This is a genomic window from Kocuria carniphila, from assembly GCF_004136555.1.
GTDB lineage: Bacteria > Actinomycetota > Actinomycetes > Actinomycetales > Micrococcaceae > Kocuria > Kocuria carniphila.
In genome coordinates this window covers 166513-179219 of sequence record NZ_NOIT01000006.1, presented here as the reverse complement: position 1 = coordinate 179219, position 12707 = coordinate 166513, and the positions used below count along the sequence as shown (strand labels likewise).

The 12707-nt window shown below is 64.5% G+C and carries 10 protein-coding genes; 6 read left to right on the top strand and 4 right to left on the bottom strand.

Annotated features, from left to right (window positions below):
* Positions 1–789: 789 nt before the first annotated feature.
* On the bottom strand, positions 790–2235 hold the full coding sequence (locus tag EWV37_RS06205; RefSeq protein WP_129700482.1) for a hypothetical protein: 1446 nt from the start codon (positions 2233–2235) through the stop codon (positions 790–792).
* Positions 2236–2359: 124 nt separating this feature from the next.
* Complete coding sequence (gene glpX / locus EWV37_RS06200) at positions 2360–3373, bottom strand: class II fructose-bisphosphatase (RefSeq protein ID WP_129700480.1); 1014 nt, start codon at positions 3371–3373, stop codon at positions 2360–2362.
* Positions 3374–3517: 144 nt separating this feature from the next.
* Here glpX and EWV37_RS06195 point away from each other — a divergent pair, with 144 nt between their 5' ends.
* From EWV37_RS06195 to EWV37_RS06185, 3 genes are all read left to right on the top strand, one after another.
* Positions 3518–4159 (top strand): DUF4245 domain-containing protein, encoded by a 642-nt coding sequence (locus tag EWV37_RS06195; RefSeq protein ID WP_129700478.1) that lies wholly within the window; start codon positions 3518–3520, stop codon positions 4157–4159.
* Between the two features lie 356 nt (positions 4160–4515).
* Complete coding sequence (locus EWV37_RS06190; protein WP_095796991.1) at positions 4516–5139, top strand: carbonic anhydrase; 624 nt, start codon at positions 4516–4518, stop codon at positions 5137–5139.
* An 88-nt stretch (positions 5140–5227) separates the two neighbouring features.
* Positions 5228–6634 (top strand): class II fumarate hydratase, encoded by a 1407-nt coding sequence (locus EWV37_RS06185; protein WP_129700476.1) that lies wholly within the window; start codon positions 5228–5230, stop codon positions 6632–6634.
* Between the two features lie 98 nt (positions 6635–6732).
* Here EWV37_RS06185 and EWV37_RS06180 read toward each other — a convergent pair whose 3' ends face one another.
* Together EWV37_RS06180 and EWV37_RS06175 are read right to left on the bottom strand one after the other, a co-directional pair.
* Positions 6733–6990, bottom strand: a complete 258-nt coding sequence (locus EWV37_RS06180) for a hypothetical protein (protein WP_129700474.1) — start codon at positions 6988–6990, stop codon at positions 6733–6735.
* A gap of 22 nt (positions 6991–7012) precedes the next feature.
* Positions 7013–8263 carry a C45 family autoproteolytic acyltransferase/hydrolase gene (locus EWV37_RS06175; protein ID WP_129700472.1) on the bottom strand — a complete coding sequence of 417 codons (1251 nt, stop codon included), beginning with the start codon at positions 8261–8263 and terminating at the stop codon, positions 7013–7015.
* Positions 8264–8485: 222 nt separating this feature from the next.
* Here EWV37_RS06175 and EWV37_RS06170 point away from each other — a divergent pair, with 222 nt between their 5' ends.
* The 3 genes from EWV37_RS06170 to EWV37_RS06160 all read left to right on the top strand — a co-directional run bounded on the left by EWV37_RS06170 (position 8486) and on the right by EWV37_RS06160 (position 12701).
* On the top strand, positions 8486–10195 hold the full coding sequence (locus tag EWV37_RS06170) for a pyruvate dehydrogenase (protein WP_380098543.1): 1710 nt from the start codon (positions 8486–8488) through the stop codon (positions 10193–10195).
* 154 nt (positions 10196–10349) lie between these two features.
* Positions 10350–11516, top strand: coding sequence for an ABC transporter ATP-binding protein (locus EWV37_RS06165; protein ID WP_129700468.1), 1167 nt, complete (start codon positions 10350–10352; stop codon positions 11514–11516).
* A 171-nt stretch (positions 11517–11687) separates the two neighbouring features.
* Positions 11688–12701: an NAD(P)-dependent alcohol dehydrogenase gene (locus EWV37_RS06160; RefSeq protein ID WP_129700466.1), complete on the top strand. Its 1014-nt coding sequence runs from the start codon at positions 11688–11690 to the stop codon at positions 12699–12701.
* Positions 12702–12707: the final 6 nt, after the last annotated feature.

The following is a 12707-nucleotide window of genomic DNA, read 5'->3' as shown; positions in this document are numbered from 1 at the left end:
CCTCTACCCAGACCCCACAACACGCGCTCCGAAACGCCCCCACGCACCCGGCTACCCATGCTCATCTGTGAAGGGCCCGTTTACACCTGAGGTGTCATTAGAACCTTCCACGCTGGCCATAAGGGCCCTAACGGCCCCTGAGGTGTTCCCCGCGGTCCTACCGGCCCCTCAAATGCCTTCGTCATCTCGCGAGAACCGCCACGCCTGACGTCGCGTTAGAACCCACGTTTACACCTGAGGTGTTATTAGAACCTTCCACGCTGGCGAAAAGGGTCCCAACGGCGCCTGAGGTGTTCCCGAGGGTCCTACCGGCCCCTCAGATGCGTTCGTCATCTCGCGAGTACCGCCGCGCCTGAGGTCGCGTTAGAACCCACATTTACACCTGAGGTGTCATTAGAACCTTCCGCGCTGGCCATAAGGGCCCTAACGGCGCCTGAGGTGTTCCGGAGGGCCCCGCCAGCCCCTCAGATGCGTTCGTCATCTCGCGAGAACCGCCACGCCTGACGTCGCGTTAGAACCCACATTTACACCTGAGGTGTCATTAGAACCTTCCACGCTGGCGAAAAGGGTCCCAACGGCGCCTGAGGTGTTCCCGAGGGTCCTACCGGCTCCTCAAATGCGTTCGTCATCTCGCGAGAACCGCCACGCCTGACGTCGCGTTAGAGCCCACGTTTACACCTGAGGTGTTATTAGAACCTTCCACGCTGGCCAAAAGGGTCCCAACGGCGCCTGAGGTGTTCCCGAGGATCCTATCGACCCTTCAGGTGTGTCCTCCCAGGGTGGTGAGTCTTACCAGCGCGCGGCGTCGCGCATGGCGGCGGTGCCCTCGTCCACGACCCGTCGCGCGAAGCCGCGGACCTTTCCGCGCTCGGCAGGATCGGTGCCATTCGAATCGGCACTCGAGGCGGCGTCGTCGGCGTCGTCCTTTTTCATGAAGGATGGGCGCGTGGGCATGGACACCTTGGGGACCGTGACTTTGGGCAGGCTACGTGACTTCTTGTCTTTCGCTGGCTGCTCGGTCGTGTCAGCGGTGTCGGTCGCCGCGTCACCTGAGGGTTCGGAAACCGACGCCGCAGGCTTGGCCGACTTCGGCTGTTTCTTCTGCTTGGGTGCGGCGGGCTGGCGAGCGAGGTCCGGATCGGCGTCGACGGCGCTATTGGCATCTTGCGCCGCGAGGGAACCGGTCTCGGGCGCGGTGGGATCATCCTCGCGAGCGGGCTGCGCCGAAAGAACCTTGAAGCGGCGCTTCTTCCTGGGCGGGCGCTCTCCGAAAATCTTGTGCCTGGTCTTCTCGGCGCGGCCAGCCAATTGATAGGCGCTGACCAGTGGGTACTCCCACACGCCCAGGATCTCACGCTGCTCCTCGGCGAGCTCGCGCAGAACCACAGACGCGTTCTCGGAATCCGGATCGCCGGCCACCACATTGTGGACGCGGCGCTGCTGGAGCTGCACCAGACCGGTGAGCAAGAGAGCGTCGTCCACACCCAACTGGCGGGCGCGATCAGTGAAGCCCACGCGATACAACAGCGCGGACTCACCGGTGTGCACGAACCACAGGTAGCCAAGTGCAGTTTCCTGCTCACCCTCGGCCTGTTCGGTGGCCACCAGGAACACGGAGTCCTGGCCCACAGCCTTGAGCAGATCATCGATGTGAGCGGTGCGCAGGCCTACGTTGGCCAAGCTCTGAGTGTTGGCGGAAACGCGGCGAACCTTCACGCCGGCGACCTTGAGTCCGGCACGGCAACGTTCGAGGGTCCCGCTGGAGAGACGCTTCGACAGGTCGCTCTCGGTTTCGCCCAGACGCACGATCAGTTCGCGGGGGCCGGCCTCACCCTTGCGGATCTTGTCCCGACGGCGATAGCCCGCCTCTTCAAGGTCGGAAAGCAGCTGCGGGTTGACCGCTGTGTCCGGGCTGATGCGAAGGACCGCACCGTCGTGCTTCTCGCGGGCGTAGTCCTGAAGCGCACCCAGCACCTTGACGAGTTCGTGGGGACTCTTCACGTGCAATGATCGAGCGTCCACCACCGTGTGCTTGTCTTCGGGGTAGATCAGGAGCTGGCCGTAGCCGATCGTTTGATTGGCGCGGTTCACCATCACGCGTTCCACGCTGATCTGCTCATCGCTGAGGGCTTCTGCCTCGCCGATACCCCACAGCAGCTGGGGATTTCCGCCGGTCACGCGAACCCTGGCGTCCCACGTCTTCCGGTTGTCACACGGGTTCACGCTCAATGACACGGTGCGTCCTTTCGTTAGTCCCCAGCACACCGTCATACAGCTTAGCTGTGGACAGCACTCGCGCGTGACCACCCCGTGGGGCAATCACGCGCGAGTATTCAATGACTTCAAAGAGGCCAGTGGATCAGTTGTTGCCGCGCTCGTACTTCTCCCACTTCTTGGCCACGTGCTCGGCTTCGACCATGCGCACGGTGCCGGACTTGGAACGCATCACGATGGACTGGGTGGTGATCCTGGGCCCGCGGTAACGCACACCCCGCAGCAGATCGCCGTCCGTGATACCGGTTGCTGCGAAGAAGCAGTTGTCCGAGGTCACCAGTTCGTCCGTGGTCAAGATGCGGTCAACGTCCAGGCCCGCTTCGGCTGCCTTCTCGCGCTCGGCCTCATCGGTGGGAGCCAGGCGACCCTGGATCACACCACCCGTGGCCTTGACTGCACACGCGGTCACGATGCCTTCCGGCGTACCGCCGATGCCCATCATCACGTCCACGCCGGTTCCCTCGCGGCACGCAGCGATAGCGCCGGCGACGTCGCCGTCGAGAATCATGCGCGTACGGGCACCGGTCGCGCGGATTTCGTCCACGAGACCCTGGTGACGGGGACGGTCCAGCACGCAGACGGTGAGCTGGTTGGTTTTCACGCCGCGGGCCTTGGCCACGAGGTGAAGGTTCTGCTTGACAGGCAGACGCAGGTCCACCATGTCAGCGGCTTCCGGGCCGACCACGAGCTTGTCCATGTAGAACACGGCGGAGGGGTCGAACATCGAACCGCCGTCCGCCACGGCAATCACGGCCAGGGCGTTGTTCATGCCCAGAGCGGTGAGCCGGGTTCCGTCAATGGGGTCAACGGCCACATCCGAAGCGGGGCCGTGCCCGTCACCCACCTGCTCGCCGTTGTACAGCATGGGGGCTTCGTCCTTCTCGCCCTCACCGATCACCACGGTTCCGTTGAAGCTCACCGTGGACAGGAACGAACGCATGGCGTCCACTGCCGCGCCGTCCGCTCGGTTCTTGTCACCCGCGCCAACCCAGTGACCACCGGCAATTGCGGCAGCCTCCGTAACGCGGACCAGTTCCAGAGCCAGATTTCGGTCCGCCGCGTTACCTGAAGCGCTACCTGCGGTTGTTTGAGTCGCCATGTTCCTCACCTTCGAGTCAGCTGCGCTCGTGAATCTCGCGACGCACGTGTTCGTGGGCGAGCACACAAGCCTTGCGTGCGTTTCCAGCATATCCCCGGCCTTGTCCGATTGGGCGGGTATGTCACGGCACGGCACAATAGAGGGGTGAGTGATTCAGCTACGACGCCGCCCCGCAAACCTGACGAGCCTCAGGTCACCTCCGCAACCCCGGAGGAAGGCGCCCCGCTGCCCCAGATCACCACCAAGCAGGCGGCCAAAATCAACGCACCCATCCGCGGCATGATCATCTCCATGGCGGTGCTGCTCATGCTCATCCTGCCGTTCTTGTGGCTCGCTCCTAAGCCTGATGCTCAGCCCTACCGCGCGGATGTGAACGTTTCCGAGGAAGCGGGCTTCGTAGCGGAGCAAGCGGAGTTCACTCCGGCTGCGCCCGAACTTGGCGACGACTGGACCGCCAACTACGCGCGCTGGCAGGCCAACTCTCAAGAAGGCGTTCCCCTCTGGAGCGTTGGCTACCTCTCCCCCAATTACCGGTTGGTCGAAATGGTGCAGACGGCCGAGTCCAACCCCACATGGTTGGCCCAGCGCACAGAACTGATTCCCGCGACCGGGCAGAAGAACGTGGGTGGCATCTCGTGGGACATTCACCACCGTGACCCCTCGGGTAAGCAGGAAGAATTCACCGCGTGGGTCGGCGAACTCGATGATTCCACCGTGATCCTTACGGGCAAGGCGACCGAGGGCGAATTCGAGCACGTTGCGAAGGCGCTGGCCGAGGGGCGCTGAGCCCACACCTCGCCCGCATCATGGAGCGGCACATCTGAGGTAGAGGTTCGCAGAATCCGCGGCGCTGCCTGCATCTCGGGCAGAGGTTCGCACACATTGTTGGTCTCCCGGCATCTGGGGTAGTGGTTCGCACGCGAAGTGCGGTTTTTGCTACGAACGTCTGCCATATTTGTTTGCGCTCGGGATTCGCTGGCCCAGATGTTCATGCGCGGTGCGTGGCACAACACCCTGAGGTTTACGCTAGGAACGCGCCACCGGGGCACGCTCCCGTGACGCACCAACCGTGAGTCGAACCGGGAGCCACCGTGAGCGAAAAGATCCAACCGAAGATCAGCGACGCCGACAAGCCGACCAGCATGCCCAAGACGCCGCAGGATGCTTGGCAGCGATTGAAGGACGGCAACGAGCGGTTCATCGCAGGTGAGACCCTGCATCCCCACCAGGATGCGCAGCGCCGTAAGGAACTGGAGCATAAACAGAAGCCGTTCGCCGTGATTTTCGGCTGCTCGGACTCCCGGCTGGCCGCGGAAATCATCTTCGACCTGGGCCTGGGTGACGCGTTCGTGATCCGCACCGCCGGGCAGGTCATCGACAATGCGGTGCTGGGGACGCTCGAGTACGCCATCGATGTGCTGGGCACTCCCCTGATCATGGTGCTCGGCCACGACTCGTGCGGCGCCGTGACGGCGACCAAGAACGCCGTCGACTCCGGCGAGCTACCGCGCGGCTTCCAGCGCGACCTGGTGGAGCGCATCACGCCTTCCGTCCTGGAGTCCAAGCGCAAGGGTCTGGACACCCTCTCCGACATGGTCGTGGAGCACACCAAGCAGACTGCCGCCCGCATGTTGGACCAGTCCCGTTCGATCGCGGCGGCCGTCTCCAAGGGTGACGCCGCAGTGATCGGCGTGTTCTATCACCTGGATGCCGGCAAGGCCGAACTCGTCTACGGCCACGGCCCGTGGTTCCCGGAGCGCGGCTGACAGCGCACTCGATTCTGCACGGCAAGGTGGCGTGTCACGGCACGCCACCGTCAGCCCGGCCCCGATCCGAGCGCATAAGCTAGGGGTCATGGCAGAAAATACTGAGTACCGCATTGAGCACGACACCATGGGTGAGGTCCGCGTTCCCAAGAACGCCCTGTACCGCGCCCAGACCCAGCGTGCCGTGGAAAACTTCCCCATCTCCGGCTCCACCCTGGAGCGCCAGCACATCAAGGCGCTCGCCCAGGTAAAGAAGGCCGCAGCCACCGCCAACGAGGAACTGGGTGTCCTGGACGCCCAGCGCGCTCAGGCCATTCGCGACGCCGCTGACGCCGTCGCCTCCGGTGACTACGACGAGAACTTCCCCATCGACGTGTTCCAGACCGGTTCCGGAACCTCTTCCAACATGAACACCAACGAGGTCCTGGCAACCCTGGCCTCCCGTTCGCTGGAGTCCGAGGGCGTGGAGGTCCACCCCAACGACCACGTCAACGCCTCGCAGTCCTCCAACGACGTGTTCCCCACCTCCGTGCACGTGGCCGTGACCAACGCGCTGATCAACGACCTCAAGCCCGCCATGGATGTGCTCGCTACCTCCTTGGAGAAGAAGGCCGAAGAGTTCAAGAACATCGTGAAGTCCGGCCGTACCCACTTGATGGACGCCACCCCGGTGACCCTGGGTCAGGAGTTCGGTGGATACGCAGCACAGGTCCGCTACGGCATCGAGCGCATCGACGCTTCCCTGCCCCGCGTGGCCGAGGTTCCCTTGGGCGGCACCGCCGTGGGCACCGGCATCAACACCCCGGACGGTTTCTCCGCCCGCGTGATCGAGCTGCTGGCCGAAGAAACCGGCCTGCCGATCACCGAGGCCCGCAACCACTTCGAGGCCCAGGCCAACCGTGACGGTCTGGTCGAGGCTTCCGGGCAGCTGCGCAACATCGCGTACTCCTACATGAAGTTCATGAACGACATCCGCTGGATGGGATCCGGTCCCAACACCGGTCTGGGCGAGCTGCACATCCCCGACCTGCAGCCGGGTTCCTCCATCATGCCGGGCAAGGTCAACCCCGTGATCTGCGAGGCCGCCATCCAGGTCTCCGCCCAGGTCATCGGCAACGACACCACCGTGGCACTGTCCTCCACCAACGGCGCGTTCGAGCTCAACGTGGGCATCCCCGTGATGGCCGCCAACCTGCTCGAGTCCATCCGCCTGCTCGCCAACATCTCCCGCGTTGCCGCGGAGAAGATGGTTGACGGCCTGGTCGCCAACGAGGAACGCTGCACCTTCCTGGCTGAAGCTTCTCCGTCCATCGTGACCCCGCTCAACAAGGCCATCGGTTACGAGGCCGCGGCCAAGATCGCCAAGCACGCCGTGGCCAACAAGGTCACGGTGCGCGAGGCCACCATCGAGCTCGGCTACGTGGACGGCGACAAGCTCACCGAGGAGCAGCTGGACAAGGCTCTGGACGTCACCACCATGACCGGTAACTACTGAGCCAACCACTGATCGGTCCTAGCGATCGGTCACCGGCTCTCGGCTAAAAGCTTTGGCACCGCACGCACCGTGCGGGGCCAAAGCTTTTAAGGTATAGGTCAGGCTTTCCAGCGGGACCAGGCCGCTTGCCGGGAGGTCCCGGCCGCACCGGCCACGGCGGTCCACGACGACGCCGCCGCAACGTTGCGCGCGCTGATCCCGAGGGACTCGCCCACGGTTCCGCTCAAGCGCAGGAGCGCCTGGAACGCTTCCGGGTCACCGCTGGCGGCGAGCTGGCGCACGACCTCCATGGCCGCGCTCTCCAGCTGGGCCACGGGAGTAGGTCCGTCACTGGGTTCAGGAATTTCGGTACTCACGTGACCATCATCCCACCGAGGCTCAGCGGCCCACCAGTACGACGTCCAGGGTGTCGTCCGCGTCCTCGAAACCGCGCTTCCAGGACACACCGGGCCAGCGGTACTCAACGTGTCCCTTGTCCGGGCGGTAGTGAGCGGTGAACAGCGTGCCGAAGCCGCCGGAGAAGTTGTCTTGGTAGAGCGGATCCGTGAGGAACTGATCGCGCATCTCGTCCGCGGTGATCTCGGTTTCCACCGTGCGGTCCAAGTGCTCGAGACGCTCCTTGGAGAAGAACTGTGCGGCCTTGGCGGGGTACTCGGGCTCCTTGCCGCGGTGGTTGGTCGCGGTGCAGGCGTCGAAGAACTCGGCCGGCTGGCCCGGCGCCACGAACGCGGTGAACTTGTCGCCGGAAGTGTCCACCACCGTGATGTTGTAGGACATGGAGACCGGCAGGTCCCGCAGCAGCTCGCGTGCCTGTTCGGCGGTTTCGGCCACTTCCAGCAGGTAGCGGATCACGATCGGGACCGCGAAGCCCGGGCCCGATCCAGGGCGGCCGCCGAACGTCAGGGACACGGCCAGACCGGCGTCGTTTATGCCGTCAAGCAGGCCCCACAGGCAGTCACCGGTGCCGATGACCTTGCGCCCGGTGAACTCGCTCGAGTACACGGTGGCTTCCCACAGGCTCGGGACGTAGTCGTAGTTGCGGGTCAGCGAGGTCTCCTCGCCGGTGAGGGCGGCCTGCGAGCACGCCGGTGCGAACGCGGGGAAGTTCCACATGGTCAGGAAGCGCGCCGCGACGTCGTCGTTGCCGGTCAATTCCACGAGCTTGCGCCACGTGGGCATCAGCTCGGGCATGTACTTCTCGAGCATGCCGCGGGCTTCTGCCAATTCGGGTCGCGCGTCCGGGCCGGACTGGTAGAAGGCACGGTAGGCGGGCCAGGTCGCGTCGAACAGGGCCTTCCAACGCGGGCCCGGCTGCGGCTCGCGGATACCGAACACGGTCACGGGAAATTCGCGCTGAGCGGTCCACGACGACGCCGCTGCGCCGTAGTTCTCGTCGCCGGTCCCGGTTGCGGTGGTCTGTGTATCACTCGCGGTGGACGTACCACGAACGGGATGGGCGGTTCCGCCCGCGAAGTTGATGGTAGGAGCACTGCGGTAGAAATCAACCCAGTTGATCCGGGGTGAAGCAGTCTCCGCCCAGTTCACGGCGGTCCAGTCGATGGCTGCCCAGTCGATGTCGGTCCAGTGTGCTTGGGTGCGGGATGCATTGGTTTTCTGTTCGCAAGTCATGTGTCAAGGAAACATTGACACGAGGTGGTCTGTCAAGTTTTTCTTGACGCATCCTTGGAGTGATTCACCTCACCAAGCGCGGTCCTGCGCCTCACAAACCCCTCCCCGATGTGTTTCTGTCCGCCTATGCTGGATCGGAAGCAACCTTGTGACCGAGCCACGGTCACCCCCGTTCGGCAGGAGCAATACGTGAAACTCGCAGAGCAAATCATCCAGCAACTCATGGACGCTGGCGTCCAGCGCATTTACGGCGTGGTGGGCGACAGCCTGAATCCCATTGTGGATGCGGTTCGCCGTACCGGCGGATCTGCCAAGGGGGGCATTGACTGGGTTCATGTGCGCCACGAAGAGGCCGCAGCCTTTGCCGCGAGCGCGGAGGCTCAACTCACCGGCCAACTGGCGGTGTGCGCCGGTTCGTGCGGACCGGGAAACCTGCACCTGATCAACGGCCTCTACGACGCCAATCGATCCGGCGCCCCGGTCTTGGCGATCGCCTCCCACATCCCGTCGCAGTACATCGGATCGTCCTACTTCCAGGAGACCCACCCGGACCGGTTGTTCAACGAGTGCTCGGTGTACTCGGAGCTGATCAGCACACCCAAGCAGTCCCCGGCCGTGGTCAGCTCGGCCATTCAGCACGCCATGACCGTTCCCGGTGTGGCCGTGGTGACCCTGCCGGGTGACCTCGCCGAATCCGAGACCCAGGCCGAGGCGCGGCCGTTCTGTGTGCCGGAACCGGGCGCCGTCGTCCCTTCGGACGCAACTATCGAGCGCATGGCGACCGCCCTGAACAACGCCAAGGACGTCGCAATCTTCGCGGGCATCGGCGTGGCGGGCGCCCACGATGAGGTGATCGCGCTGGCCGACACCCTGGGTGCCCCCATCGGGCATTCGCTGCGCGGTAAGGACCAGATCCAGTACGACAACCCGTTCGACGTGGGCATGACCGGGCTGCTCGGCTACGGCGCCGCGGCCGAGGGACTCAAGGGCGCCGACGTGATGATCATGCTGGGCACGGACTTCCCGTACGACCAGTTCCTGCCGGACGTCACCACCATCCAGGTGGATACGGACGCCTCCGTGATCGGCCGCCGCACCGGTGTGGACATCCCCGTCCATGGTGACGTGAAGTCCACCATTCTCAAGCTGTTGCCGGAGCTGAAGCGGAAGAAGAACCGCTCGTTCCTCAAGAAGACCCTGGCCAAGCACGACAAGCTCATGAACAAGGCCGTGGGGGCGTACACGCGCAAGGTCGAGAAGATGACGCCGATTCACCCCGAATACGCGGCCTCGATTCTGGATCAGGTGGCCTCGGACAATGCGATTTTCACGGCGGACACCGGCATGTGCAACGTGTGGACGGCTCGTTACATCAACCCGTTAGGCACTCGACGTGTGATCGGCTCGTACCTGCACGGGTCCATGGCCAATGCGCTCCCCCAGTCCATCGGTGCGCAGATGGCTTACCCGGATCGCCAGGTCATTTCGGTCTCCGGTGACGGTGGCGTGTCCATGCTGATGGGCGAGATCCTGACCCTGGCGGCCTACAACCTGCCCGTAACCGTGGTCGTGTTCAACAACTCGTCCCTGGGTATGGTCAAGCTGGAGATGCTCGTGGACGGCATGCCCGACTTCGGCGTGGACGTACCGCAGACCAACTACGCGGCCATTGCACAGGCCGCCGGTCTGCAGGGCATTCGCGTGGAGCAACCCAAGGATCTGGAGGGCGCCTTCACCACGGCGCTCGCACACCAGGGCCCGTCGGTCGTGGAAATCATCACGGATCCCAATGCCCTGTCGATCCCGCCGCACATCGAGAGCGCTCAGGTCTTCGGGTTCGCCACGGCCATGTCCAAGATGGTCTTCAACGGCGGCGCGGGTGAGGCCGTGTCCATGGCGCGTTCCAACCTGCGCAACATCCCCCGCGCCTGATTCACGTAAGGTGTTCCTCTTCTCCGTGCTGAAAAGGGTGGCGGTTATCACATGAGTTTCGCTATGATCTCAGATGAGAGTGGCGCAGGTCACTCCCGCCGTCCTTTTCTCCTACGGATCGTCCGGCACGTGCCTGCCGGGAAAGAGGAACTACATGTCCAGCGTGCGCTACGACAGGGTCACCTGTCAGTATCCCGGGGCCGATCGCCCCTCAGTTTCTGACCTCAGCCTCGACATCGCCGACGGCGAGTTCTTAGTTCTCGTGGGCCCCTCCGGTTGCGGTAAATCCACCACCCTGCGCATGCTCGCGGGGCTGGAAGAGGTCACCGGCGGTGCCATTCACATCGGTGACAACGAGGTGACCGATACCGCCTCGCGCGATCGTGACATCGCCATGGTCTTCCAGAACTACGCGCTGTACCCGCACATGACCGTGCGCGACAACATGGGTTTCGCGTTGAAGATCGCCAAGGTGGGAGAGGCCGAGCGCAATAAGCGCATCGAAGAAGCCGCCAGGATCCTGGACCTCACCGAGTACCTGGATCGCAAGCCCAAGGCCCTGTCCGGCGGCCAGCGTCAGCGCGTGGCCATGGGCCGTGCCATTGTGCGTTCGCCCCAGGTGTTCCTCATGGACGAGCCGCTATCTAACCTGGACGCCAAGCTGCGTGTGCAAACCCGCACCCAGATCGCGTCCCTCACCCGTCGCCTGGGCGTGACCACGGTCTACGTGACCCATGACCAGACCGAGGCCATGACCATGGGCGACCGCGTGGCCGTGCTCAAGGACGGGCGACTCATGCAGGTGGACACACCCCGCGAACTCTACGACCGCCCGGCCAACGAGTTCGTGGCCGGCTTCATCGGCTCCCCCGCCATGAACCTGTTCCGCACCACCGTCACCGATGACGGCGCGGTGGAGCTGGGTAGCCTCAAACTGCCCCTCAGCGCCGCCGCCCGGGAAGCCCTCACCGGCCCGGAGGTCACGGTGGGCGTTCGCCCTGAGGACCTGGTGCCGTCCGAGAACGGCCAGGGCCTGGCCGTTGTCGCGGACATCGTGGAGGAGCTCGGAGCAGACGCGTACGTCTACGGCCACCTCGACCACAGCTCGGACCAGCATGTCACCCCCTTTGCAGGGGTGGCCGGTCACGATGAGGACACCGTTCCCAATACCGGAACCAGCGAAGAAGCGGATGCAAGTCCCATCGTGATCCGCGTGGATGGTCGGCAACCACCGGCGGCCGAAACCACGGTTTGGGTCAGCACCAACGGGGACCGAGTCCACCTGTTCGACGCCGGCACAGGCGAGCGCCTCCCGGACTGATGTCTTATCCATGATCCGAAACGTCACGCGCACTCTTGGGGGGCGCGTGACGTTTCCTTTATTCCTAGACCTCCGCGCACCGAGGCACCGAGGCACCGAGGCACCGACGAGCGAAAGGCCACCACTGTGACTCTCACCAGCCCCGCCGACATTCCCGTTGTACCTTCCGTCATGAAGGCCAGCGTCTTGCTGGCACCGCATCAACTGGAGGTCCAACAGCGGGATACCCCGCAACCCGGCCCGCACGAGGTGCTGATTCGCGTCACCTCGGTGGGAGTCTGCGGTTCCGATACGCACTACTACGAGCACGGTCGGATCGGTGATTTCGTGGTTGAAGAGCCCATGATTCTGGGCCACGAACCCTCCGGCGTCATTGTGGCCGTTGGTTCCGAGGTCACCGACCGTCACGTGGGCCAGCGCGTCTCCCTGGAACCTGGGATCCCGCAGCCGTTTTCCCCTCAGACGCTGCACGGGCAGTACAACTTGGATCCAGCCGTCCGCTTCTTCGCGACCCCGCCCATCGACGGCGTGTTCTGCGAGTACGTGACCCACCCCGCCGCCTTCTCACATCCCGTCCCCGACGCACTCTCCGACGACGCCGCCGCCCTCCTCGAGCCGCTCTCCGTGGGCATCAGCGCGGTGCGCGCCGCGGGCGTCACCCTGGGTGACCGAGTTCTGGTGACCGGCGCCGGCCCTGTCGGTCTACTGGCCGCACAGTGCGCCCGTTTGGCCGGCGCACTGGACGTGGTGGTGACCGACACCCGCGACGATCGTCTGGAAACGGCCATGAACTACGGCGCCACCGAAACCTTCCGTGCGGACAACGCTCCCTCGCCGGATGAGCCCTTCCCCGGAAGCGGCTACACCGTGCTCCTCGACGCCAGCGGGGCCGAGCCCGCGATTCTCTCCGGGATGCAGCGCCTGGCACCCGAAGGCCGCGTGGTGCTGGTCGGCATGGGCGCGGATACCCTGCGGCTTCCGGTGCCCCTGATCCAGGAGCGACAGCTGCACCTGACCGGGATCTTCCGCTACGCCAACACGTGGGACACGGCCATTCGCATGGTCGAGCAGGGCCTTGTGGACTTGGATTCCTTGGTCACCACACGACACGGCCTGGACGACGTCGCCGCGGCACTTACCGCGGGGACGCGCCCAGGCGCGTTGAAGGCTGTCGTGAACCCCTGACGGGGT

Bases quoted from the DNA above. Each gene is read 5' to 3' on its own strand.
- glpX (WP_129700480.1), bottom strand. From the start codon at position 3,373: ATGGCGACTCAAACAACCGCAGGTAGCGCTTCAGGTAACGCGGCGGAC.
- EWV37_RS06190 (WP_095796991.1), top strand. From the start codon at position 4,516: ATGCCCAAGACGCCGCAGGATGCTTGGCAGCGATTGAAGGACGGCAAC.
- EWV37_RS06185 (WP_129700476.1), top strand. From the start codon at position 5,228: ATGGCAGAAAATACTGAGTACCGCATTGAGCACGACACCATGGGTGAG.
- EWV37_RS06175 (WP_129700472.1), bottom strand. From the start codon at position 8,263: ATGACTTGCGAACAGAAAACCAATGCATCCCGCACCCAAGCACACTGG.
- EWV37_RS06170 (WP_380098543.1), top strand. From the start codon at position 8,486: ATGGACGCTGGCGTCCAGCGCATTTACGGCGTGGTGGGCGACAGCCTG.
- EWV37_RS06165 (WP_129700468.1), top strand. From the start codon at position 10,350: ATGTCCAGCGTGCGCTACGACAGGGTCACCTGTCAGTATCCCGGGGCC.
- EWV37_RS06160 (WP_129700466.1), top strand. From the start codon at position 11,688: ATGAAGGCCAGCGTCTTGCTGGCACCGCATCAACTGGAGGTCCAACAG.